Here is a 15046-nt window from a genome sequence, read left to right as displayed (position 1 = left end):
GCTCACCACTTGCGGCACCAACCCGCTCACCGCTGTGGGCAGTCGTGCCGCAGGGCGGCACGGGTGGGCACAGCCCACGGCGTACGGCAACCGTCCGGGTTTCCGGGGCGCTTCGCGCAGCCAGCAGAGCACCAGCCGCCAGCAGCACATGGGGAATGTAAGCCGTCACCATCGGATGAGGCGCCCACCGGGCGATGAGCGCCGCAGCCAGCCCGCCGGAGGCGAACCCGGCGGAGACGAAGAGCCCGGCGCGGCGGGACGCCGTCGACGCGGGGGCGCCCGGCGCCACGTACGGCGGCGAGGACAGTTCCTTGATCCACGCGCTGCCCGCGGCGAGGAGGACCCCCGCGCTCACGCCGGTGAGGAAGCGTCCCGGCAGCAGCCACCCCGTGGCCGTCGTCCCCAGGGTGAGCAGCACGGTGGACAGCAGGTTCACCCCCAGCGCGGCCAGCGCAATGCGCCGCCGCCCCCGCCGGTCCGCGAGGGGCCCGGCGACCAGCAGGCCGGGGATGAGCCCCACGACGTACACCGCGAACAGACCCGTGACCGCCGAATCCGTGAGGCCCAGCTCGGAGCGGTAGGCGCCGAGGAGCGCCGAGAACTGGTTGGCGCTCCAGCCGGAGGCCAGCATCATCCAGGCGGCACGTATCCCGTACCGGGGGGTGTCGCGCGGCGCGGGCCCGGGGCGGCGCGATGCGCCGACGGGTGCCGCCGTCGGCGTTCGCGCAGGTGAGGGGGAGGTTGTTTCGGAGGGCATGCCCCAGTTCTAGGCGCCCCCGCCAGGACTCCGCCGCCCGCGTTCACGATTCCTGAAGACCACCGGGGCGCCCCGCCAGATCCCGTTTACGCTGGAGGGCATGGCCTCCTCCCCCCTCGACCTGCGACTCCTGTCGTCGTTCCTGGCGGTCGTGGAAGAGGGGCATTTCGGGCGGGCCGCCGCCCGGCTCTTCCTGTCGCCGCCCGCGGTGACCGCGCACGTGCGGCGCCTGGAGACCGAGCTGGGCACCCTCCTCCTGTACCGCAGCCCGGCCGTCACGCCCACCCCCGCCGGGGAGCGCCTGGCCGGGCACGCGCGGGCGCTGCTCGCGGCGTCCGCGGCGGCGCTCGACGACATGGCCGACATGGCGGAGCCGGCCCACGACACCGGACGGACGCGCCCCCTGCGCATCGGCATCATGGGCCACGGCTCCGCCGAGCTGACCCCCGCGTCGATCAACGCGTACCGCCGGGCCAGGCCCGAAGTCCCCCTGGAGATAAGCCAGTTGGACTTCACCGAACACTCCTCGGCGCTCGTCGAGGACCGCGTCGACGTCGCCTTCGTCCGCCCCACCCCGGACGACGAACGCGTCACCGCCGACGCCCTCACCACCGAGCAGCGCATCGTCGCCGTCCCCGCGCACTCGGCGCTCGCCGACGCCCACGCCACCGGCGTGACCGTCGCGGACGTCGCCGAGCTGCCCTTCGTCCGCGTCCCCGGGCACACCCCCCGCCCCTTCACGGACTATCTCTACTTCGACGAGGCGGGCAGCCGCCGCGGCCCCGACTTCGCCGTCACCCCCCAAGAGGTCCTGACCAGCGTCATCATGGGCCGCGCCGCGGGCTCGGGCCTGAAGTCCTTCGCCCGCTACTACGCCTGGCCGGGCGCCGTCTTCGTCCCCGTCGTCGACGCCCCCTGGGAGAGCAGCTACCTCGCCGTCCGCGCGGACGACGACAACCCGGAGGTACGCATCTTCCGGGCCCTCGCGGTAGCGCTGGCACGGGAGTTGGGGCCGACGATCCGCTGACGACGCTCGCTCGAGTGACCGGTCCGAGCTGGGCGTTCCGTGCTCGAACCGGTGGTGGGTGCCGGTCCTGCCGAAGGCTTTCGCGACGTTTGTTGGCCACATGCGCAGTTGAGGAAGATTTAGGCGGGAGTGTGTGTCCTTCGTCATAGTCGTGATGATCTTGCTGTGATGGAGTGGTCCGCGACCATCCGGGTACGCGCGCCCCCTTTCCGCTCATACGAGAGTTGGGGTTGTTCCGTCGTGCCCAAAAGCAGCTCAGAATGGGGAAATCGGGGAAATGTCCGACAGGACGATCAACCGCACCATGTTCACGCGCGCCGCTGTACTCGTCTCCGCGCTGACGGCCGGTGCCGTCTTTGCCACCAGCACCGGAGTGCAGGCGGCTGAGGCCACGCCTCGCACCGACGCCACGTCCATGGCCACCGATGCAGCCGGCCGGAGCGCCCAAGGCGACTTCACCGCCGATGAACTGGAGCAGGGCAAGATCCTGGCCGACGGCATAGCCGAACTCGGTATCAGCGAGAGCCAGTTTGCCGACGCTTTGGAGATCTCGCTCACCCGCACCATCGACGCCCACGGCCTGCGCGACCGTCTTGCGGCGCTGCCCGCCACGCCCACCGCCCAGCAGACCGCTGAGGCCGCCTACCCGGGCGACGCTGACGCTCAAGCCGCCATGCTGCCCATCCTGGCCAACGACAAGGTCCGCCATGCCACTCTCCGGAACCTGGCCGCCGAGAGCGGCGAGAAGGCTCCCGTAGTTGCTTTCGGCTGGTGGGACCAGACCAAGTTCATCGTCGGTTGCTCCGCGGCCGTGGCAGGGGTGCTGATCTCCTTCGTCCCCGCCGGTTCGGGCGTCAGGGTGGCCCGTGCCGTCAAGCTGTTCAAGAGCTACGGCGCCAAGAAGACAGCCACGATCCTCTGGCGCTTCATGAAGGGCAAGCGCGTCGGTTCAAAGGAGCGGGAAGCCGTAAAGGCGTTCATCGGCATCAGCGCCATCCAGAAAGCCTGCACCTGACACTGCCTGAGGTGGACAAGTGACCTTGGAACATGTCTCTGTCGCCGTTCTGGCCGCGGAGATCATCATCATGCTGCTCGCCCGCTTCGGCACGGAACGGCGGCACTGGCGCCACCACAAGAAGGGTGAGGCGGCGCCCCGGAAGCGTGACGACATCAGGCTCGGTCCCGGCCTGGTGTACTCGATCGCCGCACTGGCGATGGTCGCCATAGCCGTGTTCAGCGGCATCGACTTCGAGTGGAGCATCGGCACGCTGAGCCTGCTCGGCGTTCTCGGTGTCCTCGTTCCGGGCTACGCCGCCAATTCCGTCATGCTCATCAGCACAGACGGCGACAAGAAGCCGCTCAAGGGCTGGCAGGAGACACTGGCGTACGTGCTGGCCGCGCTCGGCGGGGCCGCCGCAGTCGCATTCATCTGACCGCCCACACCACCGGTGCTGGGCACACATGCCTGTGCCCAGCACCGTCTTCATCCGGGCCTTTCCTCAAGTCCGGGTCGCACTCCTAACCCAGCACCTTCCCCACGTACTCCCCCAGCCGCCCCCGGATCTCCTCCCCCGACAACCCCTCCACGGCCGCCAGGTGCTCGACCAGGTCCGCCCGTACGGCCGCGAGCAGGGCGTGGGCCGCGAAGGCCGGGTCGGGCACCGTGGCCGCCTCCGCCAGCGCGTCGCGTACGACGCCGTGCCACCAGCCGTAGTGCTCCGCCTCGTACGGACTGCCCGAACCCGCGTCCTCCAGGGCGACCGACAGATGGCGGTTGTCGAGCTTGAAGCCGAGGAGGGCGTCGAGGAGGGCGGGCACCCGGTCGCGGGCGGGGGTGCCGGGGCCGAGCGGGGGCGGGCCCGACTCGACGGCGGCGCGCACCGCCTCGCTGCGGGCCGTGAACACGGCGCGGATCAGGCCGTTGCGGTCGCCGAAGCGGCGGAACAGCGTGCCCTTGCCGACGCCCGCCACCGCCGCGACCTGCTCCATCGAGACACCGCGCGGGCTGTCGCTGCGCGCGAACAGTTCGTCGGCGGCGGCGAGGACTGCCTCGCGGTTGCGCGCCGCGTCGGCACGGGCCTTGCGCTCGGTCATGGGACACCGCCATCTCGTACTCGTACCAAGGGCTTTACAGACGAAGGGGCTTTGCAAACCAAGGGGCTTTACAAAGTGGACCGGCGGTCCGTATCGTCGACGACACCAAACGGACCGACAGTCCACATCGTAAAGGACGGCCCTCCCTCATGCCCACCGCCGCTTCCGGCCCCTCCGGCCCCTCCGAACTGTTCCGCGAGGGCATCCGCCTCCTCCTCGCCCACGACGTGGCGGGCTGGGCCGACCTGTTCGCCGAGGACGGCGTCGCCGAGTTCCCCTTCGCGCCGGAGGGCTACCCGCGGCGCCTCGAAGGCCGTGCCGCGATCGGCGCGTACCTGCGCGGCCTCGGCGACCACATCGAGTACCGGGCCTTTCCGTCCATCGAGATCCACGAGACGACCGCCCCGGAGACGATCGTGGTCGAGATGCGCGCGACGGGCCGCGCCCTCGCGACGGACGCGCCCTTCGACATGACGTACGTGGTCGTGATCACCGCCGAGGACGGCCGCTTCACGCGCTACCGCGACTACTGGAACCCCCTGAACATCCCCGACACCCTCCAGGAGGCAGTCAGTGCCTGAGCGACAGACCGTCCTGGTCACCGGCGCCACCGGCACCACCGGCAGCCGCGTCACCGCCCGCCTCGCCGCCCTCGGCCACACCGTGCGCGCCGCGAGCCGCACCGCGCGCACCGCCCCGCCCGCCGGGGCACGCGCGATCCCCTTCGACTGGTACGACGAGACGACCCACGCCCCCGCCCTGGAGGGCGCCACCCGCGCCTATCTGGTCCCGCCGCCCGGCGACCCGGATCCGTCCGCGGTCGTGCTCCCGTTCCTGGAGCGGGCCCGGGCGGCCGGAGTGACCAGGGTGACGCTCCTCGGCTCGTCCGCGATCGGACCCGGCGGCCCGGGCGTCGGCCGGGTCCACCAACTACTCGCCGACAAGCCCCTGTTCGAGGAGTGGACGGTGCTCCGCCCCTCCTGGTTCATGCAGAACTTCACCGACGACCGGTCCCACGCCGCAGGAATCCGCGCCGACGGCACCCTGACGACCGCGACCGGCACGGGCCGCGTCCCCTTCGTCGACGCCGACGACATCGCGGCGGTGGGCGCCCACACCCTCACCTCCGCGCCCGCCCCCGAACACGACCTGATCATCACCGGCCCCCAGGCCCTGACCTACGACGAGGTGGCGGCGACGATCACCCGTCTCACCGGCCGGACGGTCAGCCACCGCTCGGTACCCCCGCGCCAACTGGCCGACCACCTCACGCGACGCGGCGTCCCGGCGGAATGGGCCCGGGTCCTCGCGGCCCTGGACGCCGCCATCGGCGAAGGCGCGGAGAACCGCGTCACGGACACCGTGGAACGCCTCACCGGCCACGCGCCCCGCGCCTTCGCGGACTACTACCGCGCCGCCTGCTCGCCCCGCTCGACCGCCACCGCTCCGTCCCGGTAGTCGAGCCGCACCCGCACCCTCTCCCCCGCCGCCGTCACCCGGGTCCGCACCTGCACGCCCTCCGGCAGGCCCTCGGCGGCCGGGAACACCCCGGCCTCCGCCCGTACCCGGTCGAGGAGTTCGCGCAGCGCCTCGGGGCCGGGACGCAGGCCGACGTACCAGGCGGTGCCCGCCCCGTACCCGTGGCGGGTGATCGCGGGGCCGCCCCCATCGTGGTCGAGGACCGCCTCCGCGCCCTGAAGATGCGTCACTTCCGCCCAGGTGCCGTCGGGGCGCGGGTCGAACTCCTCCACCGTGAGGCCGAGGAGGTCCCGGAAGGGGCCCGGATAGCCGCCCAGGTGGACCCGGTCGTGCTCGTCGGTGATGCCGGAGAAGTACGACATGACGAGCACCCCGCCCGCGCGCACATACTCCGTGAGGCGCGCGGCCGCCTCGTGCGACACCGCGTACAGATGGGGCACGAGCAGCAGCCGGTACGCGGACAGATCGCCGTCGACCGGCACCACGTCGCACGGCACGGACGCCTCGTACAGCGCCTTGTGGTACGCGAGCGCCCCGTCCAGGTAGTCCACCTCGCTGGGGTGCGCGTCCGTCTCCAGGGCCCACCAGGCCGGCCAGTCGAGGAGCAGGGCCGCCTCGGCGCGGGCGGGCGACGACCTCAACAGGTCCGGATGCGCGGCCAGTTCGGCGCCCAGTTCCGTCACCTCGCGGAACGTGCGCGTCTCGCGGCCCGCGTGCGGCACCATCGCCGAGTGGAACTTCTCCGCGCCGCCGCGCGACTGGCGCCACTGGAAGAAGAGGGCCGCGTCGGCGCCGTGCGCCACGGCCTGCCAGGTGTCCAGGCGCATCCGGCCCGGCGGCTTGCGGCCGTTGTGGGCGCGCCAGTTGACGGCCGAGGGGGCCTGTTCGAGGAGCAGCCACGGCTGCCCGTCCTTCAGGCCGCGCATCACGTCGTACGAGAACGCGGTGCGCTGGGCCGCGTCCGGGTCGTGCGGGTCGGGATAGGAGTCGTAGGAGATGACGTCCAAGTGCGGGGCCCAGCGGAACAGGTCGAGGGTCTTCGCGACGGGGACGAAGTTGGTGGTGACGGGGAGGCGGGGGGTGATGCGGGCCAGGACGTCCTTCTCCGCCAGGTAGGCGGCGAGGAGTTCGTCGGACGAGAAGCGCCAGTAGTCCGCCCGCTGGGCCGGGTTGCGGAAGGACGGGGCGGCGCGCGGGGTGTGGATCTCCTCCCACGTGCTGTAGCGCTGCGACCAGAACGTCGTCGACCAGGCGTCGTTGAGCGCGTCGACCGTGCCGTAGCGCTCGCGCAGCCAGGTGCGGAACGCCGCCGCCGACACCTCGCAGTGGCAGTGGCGCGAGATGTGGCAGCCGTACTCGTTGCCGATGTGCCAGAGGGCGAGGGCGGGGTGGTCCGCGTACCGCGTGGCCAGGCGTTCGACCAGACGCACCGCGTACCTGCGGTAGACCGGGCTGGAGGGGCACCAGTGCTGGCGTGAGCCGGGGTGCAGCCGGGTGCCGTCCTCCATGACGGGGAGGGTCTCCGGGTGCAGCCGGGCCAGCCAGGGCGGCGGGGACGCCGTCATCGTGGCCAGGCAGACGCTCACGCCCGCCGCCGCGAGGCGGTCCATGTGGGCGTCCAGCCAGGTGAAGTCCCAGGCGCCGGGCGTCGGCTCGGTGGTGGCCCAGGCGAAGATGCCGAGCGTCACCAGGTTCACGCCCGCCTCGCGCATCAGCTCCGTGTCCTCGGCGTGTACGTCGGGGCCCCACTGCTCGGGGTTGTAGTCCCCGCCGTACGCGAGCGACGACAGCTTGTCGTAGAAGTGGTCCAGGCTCACCGCACGTTCCTCCCGGCCCTCGCGGGCCGCGTTCGTCCGAGCGTTCATCCCACGCCCCTCGTCTCCTGCCCGGCCCGCGCCTCGATGCCGCGGAAGTGGTCCGCCATCGCCCGCTGCGCGGCACCCACGTCGCCCGCGCGCAGCGCCGTCACTATGTCGCGGTGCCTGCGTACGGTGACGTCCGGCGCCGGGTCCTTCGACCAGCCGCGCACGCCCGCGACCCGGTGGAAGACGTGCCAGAACGCGCCGAGCAGCTGCGGCACGAGCGCGTTGCCCAGCGGCCGGTACAGCGTCTCGTGGAACTGCCGGTCCAGCTCGGGAAATGCCTCCCCGGCCGCCGCGCACTCCTCCATCCGGCGCACCAGATCCTCCAGTTCGCACAGCTCGGTGTCGGTGAGCGCCGCCGCGACCTCACGCACGAGACCTTCCTCCAGGACCGCGCGGACCTGGAGGATCTCGGCGAGCGCGTGCGTGTCGTCGGTGAGCTGGACGAGGGTGCGGAAGGTCAGGCCGTCGGCGAGGGGGGTGAGGGACGCCTGGCCGACGTACGTGCCGTAGCCGTGCCGGATCTCCACGATGTCCAGGGCCTGGAGGGCCTTGAGGGCCTCGCGGACGGAGTTCCGGCTGACGCCCAGCTCCGCCATCAGCTCGGCCTCGGTCGGCAGCAGGGCGCCGGGGCGCAGCCGCCGGTCCAGGATGAGCTGCGTCACCTCTTGCTGGACCTGACTGCTCACACGCCGTTCACGGATGGGCTCCTGAGGCATGCGCCACATCGTAGGCACGGATGACATCCCACGTCCCACCTCCGGACGAGACTTCTCCTGATCCGGCCCGCGTCACCCACCCGTTCAGGCCGATGCCGCCTGCCGTTTCCGGCCCGGAATCCAGGGCGGCCGTGACCTGTGGGGCCGTCAATTCCGATCCGGGAACAGCCGGTTCTGATCCGTGCGCGTTCTCTTGACCGGCACTCGCGGCCCTCTTATGGTCGCCACGCCAGCATGACGTAGGACGTGGGATCTCCCACCGGAGGAACCACCGGCAGCACCACCGGCAGCACCACCGGAAGAACTACCTCCCTCTCACCCGGCACTTGGGGAGCCCGCCTCCCCACTCCTTCATGGAGGCACTGTGAGCCACCTGATCCCCGTGACGCGCGACGGCGGGCCCGGCCCCGACCGGCGGTCCTTCCTCAAGTACACCGGCGCCCTCGGCGCGGCGGCGGGTCTCACCAGCACGCTCGCGGCCTGCTCGGGACCGGAGTCCACGAACGAGACCGGTGCCGGCGGCAAGGACGGCGGCACCCTGACGGCCGTCATCGGCTATGGAAACGACGGCAGTTGGGACCCCACGCAGACGGCGTCGGCGTTCGCGATGGCCGGCAACGAGCACATCTACGAGGCGCTGCTCGGCACGGACCCGATCACCCGGGAGCCCTACCCGCAGCTCGCCACGGCGGTGCCCGCCGACCCGAAGGCGACGACGTGGAAGTTCGAGCTGCGCGCGGGCGCCAAGTGGCACGACGGCAAGCCGGTCACGGCCGACGACGTCGTGTTCGTGTTCGAGCGGATCCTGGACCCGAAGACGCAGACGCTGGCCAAGGGCTTCTTCGCGAGCTGGCTGAAGGAGGTCAGGAAGGTCGACGCGCGGAACGTCGAGCTGGTGCTGAAGTTCCCCTTCCCGGACGGCGCGGCCCGCCTCACGCTCGCGAAGATCATGCCGAAGCACGTCTACTCCAGGCCGGGGGCGTGGGACGACGCGACCAAGGGCAAGGCGATCGGCTCGGGCCCCTACCGGCAGACCGCCCACCACCCGAAGTCGAACACGACCTTCGAGGCGTTCGCCGACTACAACGGCCCGCGCAAGGCCGCCTTCGACAAGATGAACTGGCTGACGATCGTCGACGCGGCGCCGCGCGTGGCGAAGATCTCCGGCGCCAGTGCGGACTCGGAGATCGCCGACAACATTCCGTACGCCAACATCGAGCAGCTCAAGAAGAGCGGCATGACGGTCGAGGGCGGGGCCGGCATGAACAACCTCTTCCTGATGTTCAACACCGCGCACAAGCCGTTCGACGACGTGCGGGTGCGCCAGGCGCTGCACTACGCCATCGACCGGGACAAGATGATCGAGGTCGCCCTGAAGGGGCACGGCAAGGCCGCCTCGTCGTTCCTCAACGAGGGCAACCCCAGCTACCGGCCGGCGAAGACCGTCTACGAGTACGACCCGAAGAAGGCCAAGGCGCTCCTGAAGGAGGCCGGGGTCGAGAACCTGAAGATCAACATCATGGCGGTCAACGTCAGCTGGATCGTCGACTGCCTGCCGACCATCAAGGCGTCCTGGGACGCGATCGGCGTGGAGACCACGCTCGACCCGCAGGAGACCACGGCCGTCTTCACCAAGATGGACCAGAAGAAGGACTACCAGGTCGTCGCCGCCGCCTCGAACCCCAACCAGTTCGGCATCGAGGCGGACCTGATCATGCATTACAACTACGGGCCCGACAACCTGTGGATGGGTTACGCCCGCTGGGCGAAGAACTCCCGCGCCAAGGAGTTGTTCCGCCTGATGGACCAGGCGACACGCGAGCCGGACGCCTCCAAGAAGAAGACGATGGTGCAGGACTACATCGACATCGTCGCCGAGGAGGCCGTGCTGTACCCCGTGGTGCACAACGAGCTGATGACGGCGTGGGACCCCAAGCAGCTCACCGGTGTCCGCGCCCAGCCCTATCCCGGCATCAACCTCCTCCAGGCCAAGTGGCTCTGAGCGAGAGATGCGTCCGTACGCCGTGAGCGACCTCAAGGAGCCCCACGCCGTGAGCGACCAGAGGAGCCGTAAGCAGTGACCGCGATCCTCCGCATCCTGGCCCGCCGTATCGCCCTGCTCGTCCCGCTGCTGCTCGGCATCGTGCTCTTCGTGTTCCTGGTGATGCGGTTCTCCGACATCGACCCGGCGTCGGCGTTCTACCAGGGCGCGAACCCCACGCAGGAGCAGCTGCACCAGTTCCGCGAGGACAACGGCCTCCTTGACCCGCTGCCGGTGCGGTACGTGGACTTCGTGGGCGATCTGCTCGGCGGCGACATGGGCATCAGCGTCCTGACCCGCTCGCCGGTGATCGACCAGATCACGACGGCGCTGCCGCTGACCATGCAGCTCACCTTCATGGGCCTCGGCATCGCGGTGCTCCTCTCACTGCCGCTCGGCGTGCTCGCCGCGATCTACCGCGACCGGCTGCCCGACCAGATCATCCGCGTCGTCTCCCTGACCGGCGTCGCGGCGCCCGGCTTCTGGCTGGCGCTGCTGATGATCCAGTACCTGGCGGTGGACCTGGGCTGGTTCCCGACCGGCGGATACGTCAATCCGGGCGACTCCTTCACGGGGTGGCTGAAGACGATGACGCTGCCCGCGCTCGCCCTGTCCCTGCCCGTCGCCGCGCAGATGACCCGCATCGTGCGCACGGCCGTCGTGGAGGAGCTGGACAAGGACTACGTCCGTACGGCCATCGGCAGCGGCCTGCCGCCGGTCGTGGTCGTCGGCCGCAATGTGCTGCGCAACGCCCTCATCAACCCGCTGACCGTGCTCGGCCTGCGCGTCGGCTATCTGCTCGGCGGCGCCGTCGTCATCGAGACGATCTTCTCGCTGCCGGGCATGGGCAAGCTCATGATCGACGCGGTGAAGAACGGCGACCCGGCCGTCGTGCAGGGCGTCGTCATCACCACGGCCGTCGGCTTCGTCGTGGTGAACCTGGTGATCGACATCCTCTACTTGCTGGTGAACCCGCGACTGAGGGGAACCTCCTGATGCTCCAGACGCGCAAGTCGCTGGCCGAGCGGCTGTCCCGGCCCGGCATCCGGCTGCGGTCCCTGAAGAAGCTGCCGGTGCTGTCCCGGATCGCGTTCGGCGTCGTCACCGTCGTCGTCCTCGTCGCCGTGTTCGCCCCGCTGCTCGCCCCGCACGACCCGCTGGACCAGCAGTCCCTCGTCGGCGGCACCGGCGCCCCGTCCGCCGACCACTGGATGGGCCAGGACAGCCTGGGCCGGGACATCCTCAGCCGGCTGATGTACGGCGCGCGCTGGTCGCTCGCCATCGGCCTGGGCGCGACGTCGCTCGCGCTGGTCGTCGGCGCGGTCGTCGGGGCGATCGCGGCGACCTCGCGCAAGGCGGTCGACGAGACGCTGATGCGGTGCCTGGACGTCGTCATGGCGTTCCCCGGCATCGCGCTCGCGGCGGTCCTCGTCGCGGTCTTCGGCGGCGGCATCACCGTACTGATCTGCGCGATCGCGTTCCTGTTCACCCCGCCGATCGCCCGTGTCGTACGCGCCAACGTGCTCGATCAGTACGGCGAGGACTACGTGGTCGCCGAACGGGTCATCGGCGCGCGCACCCCGCACATCGTCATCAAGCACGTCGCGATCAACTGCGCCGCGCCGATTCTGGTCTTCTGCACGGTGCAGGTGGCCGAGGCGATCGTGTTCGAGGCGTCGCTTTCGTTCATCGGCGCGGGCGTGCGGCCGCCCGACCCGTCCTGGGGCAGCGTCATCGCCGACGGCAAGAACATGGTCCTGATCGGCGGCTGGTGGGCGACGGTCTTCCCCGGCCTGCTGATGCTCCTGACCGTGCTTTCCCTGAACGTGCTCTCCGAGGGCGTCTCGGACGCCTGGGCCGCGCCGTCCGGACGGGACGTCACCGGCGCCGGGCGCAAGGACGACCCGGTCGAGGCGCCGGAGCCGGGCAGCGGGGAGGTGCTTCAACTGCCGGGCCTGACCGAGGCGGCACAGCGGCTGCGCTCACGGGCCCGGCCGCTGCCGGACGGCTCGCCCGTGCTCAGCGTCCGCGACCTCGCCATCGGCTTCGACGAGCGGCACGCGGGCGTGGACATCGTCGACGGCATCAGCTTCGAGGTGCGGCCCGGCGAAGTCCTCGGCCTGGTGGGCGAGTCGGGCTGCGGCAAGTCCCTGACCGCGCTCACCGTCATGGGCCTGGAGCCCAAGGGCGCCCGGGTGCGCGGCCACGTCACCTTCGACGGGCAGGAGCTGATCGGCCTGCCCATGCGGGCCCGGCGGCGGCTCCTCGGCCACGACATGGCGATGATCTACCAGGACGCCCTGTCGTCCCTGAACCCGGCGATGACCGTACGCGCCCAGCTCAAGCAGGTCGTACGCAGGGGCGGCCGCCGAAGCCCCGAAGAACTCCTCGAACTGGTCGGCCTCGACCCCGAGCGCACCCTGCGCAGCTATCCGCACGAGCTGTCCGGCGGCCAGCGCCAGCGCGTTCTGATCGCCATGTCCCTGTCCCGCGAACCGAAGCTCATCGTCGCCGACGAGCCCACCACCGCCCTCGACGTGACCGTGCAGGCCCAGGTCATCCAGCTGCTCCTGCGGCTGCGGGCCGAGCTGGGCTTCGCGCTCATCCTGGTCTCGCACGACCTGGCCCTGGTCGCGGACGTCACCGACCGGGTCGCCGTGATGTACGGCGGGCAGATCGTGGAGACCGGCGTGACCGCCGACCTGGTCGAGTCGCCCACCCACCACTACACGCGCGGCCTGCTCGGCTCCGTGCTCTCCCTGGAGTCCGCGGCGCAGCGGCTCACCCAGATCAAGGGCGTCGTCCCCTCCCCCGCGGACTTCCCCGTCGGCTGCCGCTTCGCCGACCGGTGCCCGCTGGCCGACGACACCTGCCGCTCCACCGCACCGGAACTCCTCGGCGAGCCCTGGCACAAGACGGCGTGTCACCACCCGGCGATCGGCGGCGAGACAGCGGAGCCGCAGCTCCGAGAAGGCGAGGCGGTCCGTGACCGTAGCTGAGACCGTGCCCCCCGGGGACGTGCCCGAGGACGACCCCGCCGCCCTGGTCACGCTGCGCGACGCGCACGTCGTCCACAAGGCCCGCACCGGCGGCCTGTTCTCCCGCGACCGCGTGTACGCGCTGACCGGCGCCGACCTGACCATCGCGGCCGGCGAGACCGTAGGCGTCGTCGGCGAGTCCGGCTGCGGCAAGTCGACTCCGGCTGCGGCAAGTCGACCCTCGCGAAGGTCCTCGTCGGGGTGCAGCGGCCGACGACCGGCGTGGTCGCGTACCGCGGCCGGGACCTGTGGGAGATGGGTGCCGCCGAGCGCCGCACCACGATCGGCACCGGCACCGCCATGATCTTCCAGGACCCGTCCACGGCCCTGAACCGCCGCCTGCCCGTCCACAAGATCCTCCGTGACCCGCTCGACGTGCACCGCCGCGGCACCCCCGGGCAGCGCGGCGACCGGGTGCGGGAGCTGATGAGCCTGGTCGGCCTGCCGCCTGTGCTCGCGGACGCGCTGCCCGGGCAGCTCTCCGGCGGGCAGCGGCAGCGCGTCGCGATCGCCCGCGCGCTGGCCCTGGAGCCGGAGCTGGTGGTGGCCGACGAGCCGACCAGCGCGCTGGACGTCTCCGTACGCGCCCAGATCCTCAACCTGCTCCTGGACCTGAAGGAGCGTCTGAACCTGTCCCTGGTCTTCGTCTCGCACGACATCCAGACGGTCCGCAGGATGAGCGACCGGGTCATCACCATGTACCTGGGCCGGATCGTCGAGGAGTCGCCGGCCGCCGAGATCCTGGACAACGCCCGGCATCCGTACACCCGGGCACTGTTCTCGGCCACGCCCGGGCTGCTCGACCCGATCGACCCGATTCCGCTCGTCGGCCCGGTACCGTCGGCCACACGGCCGCCCAGCGGCTGCCCCTTCCGCACCCGGTGCTGGAAGGCGGACGAGGTGTGCGCGACGGCCATGCCGGACGTCGCGGACGCCGGCGCCGATCACCGCTACCGGTGCCACCACCCCGTACTGGCGGGCGAGTCCACCCGCGACCTCGTCAGCCAGTCGTCCGCAGCGACGGCCGCCGCCACGGCCACGTCCAAGGAGACTCCATGACGCTTCCTCCCCTCTTGACCGGTGTCGTCCCGCCCGTGTGCACCCCCCTGACCCCGGACAACGAGGTGGACGTGGCGTCCCTGGAGCGCCTCGTCGACCATCTCGTCGGCGCCGGCGTCGACGGACTCTTCGTGCTCGGGTCGTCCTCCGAGGCCGCGTATCTGCCGGACGGGCACCGCAGGACCGTCGTGGAGACCGTCGTACGGCACGTGGCCGGGCAGCTGCCCGTCCTCGCCGGTGCCATCGACATGGCCAGCCTGCGCGTCCTCGACCACGTCCGGGCCGCCGCGCGCGCGGGGGCGGACGGCGTCGTCGTGACCGCGCCCTTCTACACCCGCACCCACCCCGCCGAGATCACCCGGCACTTCCGCCTCGTCGCCGACCGCGGCGAGCTGCCCGTCTTCGCCTACGACCTCCCCGTCTCCGTCCACTCCAAGCTCGACCCCGACCTCGTGCTCGAACTCGCCGCCGAGGGGGCCCTGGCCGGGCTCAAGGACTCCAGCGGGGACGAGGGCGCGCTGCGGCGGGTGATCCTGGGCGCCCGCGCCCGCACCGACGTGCCCGGCTTCGCCGTGCTAACCGGGTCCGAGCTCACCGTCGACTCCGCCCTCGCCATGGGCGCGGACGGTGTCGTGCCCGGGCTCGGGAACGTCGATCCGCACGGGTACGTACGGCTCTTCCGGTACGCCCGTGCGGGGGACTGGGAGCGGGCCCGGGCCGAGCAGGAACGGTTGTGCGCGCTGTTCCGCATGGTGTCCGTGGGGGACCCCCTGCGGATGGGGGCCAGCTCCGCCGGGCTGGGGGCGTTCAAGGCCGCGCTCCATCTGCGCGGGGTCATCGACTGCCCCCTTACGGCGGCGCCGCAGGTGCCGTTGTCCGCGGCGGAGACGGAGCAGGTGGGCAAGCACATGGCCGCGGCCGGCTTGCTGTAGACCGAGTCCCCGCGCCCCCCACGGGGGCTCCGCCCCCG

The 15046-nt window shown here is 71.4% G+C and carries 13 protein-coding genes and 1 pseudogene; 10 read left to right on the top strand and 4 right to left on the bottom strand.

What is annotated here, in order from left to right; genetic code table 11:
• On the bottom strand, positions 1 to 757 hold a 757-nt coding region (locus STRAU_RS04375), incomplete at its 3' end, for an MFS transporter (protein WP_259299816.1).
• Between the two features lie 100 nt (positions 758 to 857).
• Between STRAU_RS04375 and STRAU_RS04370 the strand changes: the two genes are divergently transcribed.
• The 3 genes from STRAU_RS04370 to STRAU_RS04360 all read left to right on the top strand — a co-directional run bounded on the left by STRAU_RS04370 (position 858) and on the right by STRAU_RS04360 (position 3217).
• Complete coding sequence (locus STRAU_RS04370) at positions 858 to 1784, top strand: LysR family transcriptional regulator (protein ID WP_016639030.1); 927 nt, start codon at positions 858 to 860, stop codon at positions 1782 to 1784.
• A 277-nt stretch (positions 1785 to 2061) separates the two neighbouring features.
• A complete protein-coding gene (locus STRAU_RS04365) occupies positions 2062 to 2799 on the top strand; it encodes a hypothetical protein (protein ID WP_016639029.1) in 738 nt (245 codons plus the stop codon).
• Between the two features lie 19 nt (positions 2800 to 2818).
• The gene (locus STRAU_RS04360; RefSeq protein WP_016639028.1) at positions 2819 to 3217 is read left to right on the top strand and encodes a hypothetical protein; all 399 of its coding nucleotides are present in this window, start codon (positions 2819 to 2821) and stop codon (positions 3215 to 3217) included.
• An 85-nt stretch (positions 3218 to 3302) separates the two neighbouring features.
• Here STRAU_RS04360 and STRAU_RS04355 read toward each other — a convergent pair whose 3' ends face one another.
• On the bottom strand, positions 3303 to 3878 hold the full coding sequence (locus tag STRAU_RS04355; protein WP_016639027.1) for a TetR/AcrR family transcriptional regulator: 576 nt from the start codon (positions 3876 to 3878) through the stop codon (positions 3303 to 3305).
• 149 nt (positions 3879 to 4027) lie between these two features.
• Here STRAU_RS04355 and STRAU_RS04350 point away from each other — a divergent pair, with 149 nt between their 5' ends.
• Both STRAU_RS04350 and STRAU_RS04345 read left to right on the top strand, forming a co-directional pair.
• The gene (locus tag STRAU_RS04350) at positions 4028 to 4459 is read left to right on the top strand and encodes a nuclear transport factor 2 family protein (protein WP_016639026.1); all 432 of its coding nucleotides are present in this window, start codon (positions 4028 to 4030) and stop codon (positions 4457 to 4459) included.
• Positions 4452 to 5336 carry an NAD(P)H-binding protein gene (locus tag STRAU_RS04345; RefSeq protein WP_052028950.1) on the top strand — a complete coding sequence of 295 codons (885 nt, stop codon included), beginning with the start codon at positions 4452 to 4454 and terminating at the stop codon, positions 5334 to 5336. The genes STRAU_RS04350 and STRAU_RS04345 overlap by 8 nt, the downstream gene beginning before the upstream one ends.
• On the opposite strand, the gene STRAU_RS04340 is transcribed toward STRAU_RS04345, so the two are convergent.
• The gene (locus tag STRAU_RS04340) at positions 5285 to 7222 is read right to left on the bottom strand and encodes a beta-galactosidase (RefSeq protein ID WP_016639024.1); all 1938 of its coding nucleotides are present in this window, start codon (positions 7220 to 7222) and stop codon (positions 5285 to 5287) included. The genes STRAU_RS04345 and STRAU_RS04340 overlap by 52 nt on opposite strands.
• Positions 7219 to 7947: a FadR/GntR family transcriptional regulator gene (locus STRAU_RS04335; protein WP_016639023.1), complete on the bottom strand. Its 729-nt coding sequence runs from the start codon at positions 7945 to 7947 to the stop codon at positions 7219 to 7221. Before STRAU_RS04335 ends, STRAU_RS04340 begins: the two co-directional genes overlap by 4 nt.
• Positions 7948 to 8311: 364 nt before the next feature.
• Between STRAU_RS04335 and STRAU_RS04330 the strand changes: the two genes are divergently transcribed.
• The 5 genes and pseudogenes from STRAU_RS04330 to STRAU_RS04310 all read left to right on the top strand — a co-directional run bounded on the left by STRAU_RS04330 (position 8312) and on the right by STRAU_RS04310 (position 15008).
• Positions 8312 to 9940 carry an ABC transporter substrate-binding protein gene (locus tag STRAU_RS04330; RefSeq protein ID WP_106967808.1) on the top strand — a complete coding sequence of 543 codons (1629 nt, stop codon included), beginning with the start codon at positions 8312 to 8314 and terminating at the stop codon, positions 9938 to 9940.
• 75 nt (positions 9941 to 10015) lie between these two features.
• Positions 10016 to 10975 carry an ABC transporter permease gene (locus tag STRAU_RS04325; RefSeq protein WP_016639021.1) on the top strand — a complete coding sequence of 320 codons (960 nt, stop codon included), beginning with the start codon at positions 10016 to 10018 and terminating at the stop codon, positions 10973 to 10975.
• Positions 10975 to 12978 (top strand): dipeptide/oligopeptide/nickel ABC transporter permease/ATP-binding protein, encoded by a 2004-nt coding sequence (locus tag STRAU_RS04320; RefSeq protein WP_016639020.1) that lies wholly within the window; start codon positions 10975 to 10977, stop codon positions 12976 to 12978. The genes STRAU_RS04325 and STRAU_RS04320 overlap by 1 nt, the downstream gene beginning before the upstream one ends.
• 19 nt (positions 12979 to 12997) lie before the next feature.
• Positions 12998 to 14076 (top strand): annotated as a pseudogene (locus tag STRAU_RS04315) (oligopeptide/dipeptide ABC transporter ATP-binding protein).
• Complete coding sequence (locus STRAU_RS04310; protein WP_037657479.1) at positions 14073 to 15008, top strand: dihydrodipicolinate synthase family protein; 936 nt, start codon at positions 14073 to 14075, stop codon at positions 15006 to 15008. Before STRAU_RS04315 ends, STRAU_RS04310 begins: the two are co-directional and overlap by 4 nt.
• Positions 15009 to 15046: the final 38 nt, after the last annotated feature.

It is taken from the genome of Streptomyces aurantiacus JA 4570 (assembly GCF_000414115.1).
GTDB lineage: Bacteria > Actinomycetota > Actinomycetes > Streptomycetales > Streptomycetaceae > Streptomyces > Streptomyces aurantiacus_A.
Note: the sequence above shows the minus strand (reverse complement) of the source record. Positions and strands in the feature narration are given on the sequence as shown.

Excerpts from the sequence above, each read along its gene's own strand:
- STRAU_RS04355 (WP_016639027.1), bottom strand. The coding sequence starts at position 3,878 with ATGACCGAGCGCAAGGCCCGTGCCGACGCGGCGCGCAACCGCGAGGCA.
- STRAU_RS04320 (WP_016639020.1), top strand. The coding sequence starts at position 10,975 with ATGCTCCAGACGCGCAAGTCGCTGGCCGAGCGGCTGTCCCGGCCCGGC.
- STRAU_RS04350 (WP_016639026.1), top strand. The coding sequence starts at position 4,028 with ATGCCCACCGCCGCTTCCGGCCCCTCCGGCCCCTCCGAACTGTTCCGC.
- STRAU_RS04335 (WP_016639023.1), bottom strand. The coding sequence starts at position 7,947 with ATGTGGCGCATGCCTCAGGAGCCCATCCGTGAACGGCGTGTGAGCAGT.
- STRAU_RS04365 (WP_016639029.1), top strand. The coding sequence starts at position 2,062 with ATGTCCGACAGGACGATCAACCGCACCATGTTCACGCGCGCCGCTGTA.
- STRAU_RS04340 (WP_016639024.1), bottom strand. The coding sequence starts at position 7,222 with ATGAACGCTCGGACGAACGCGGCCCGCGAGGGCCGGGAGGAACGTGCG.
- STRAU_RS04310 (WP_037657479.1), top strand. The coding sequence starts at position 14,073 with ATGACGCTTCCTCCCCTCTTGACCGGTGTCGTCCCGCCCGTGTGCACC.
- STRAU_RS04370 (WP_016639030.1), top strand. The coding sequence starts at position 858 with ATGGCCTCCTCCCCCCTCGACCTGCGACTCCTGTCGTCGTTCCTGGCG.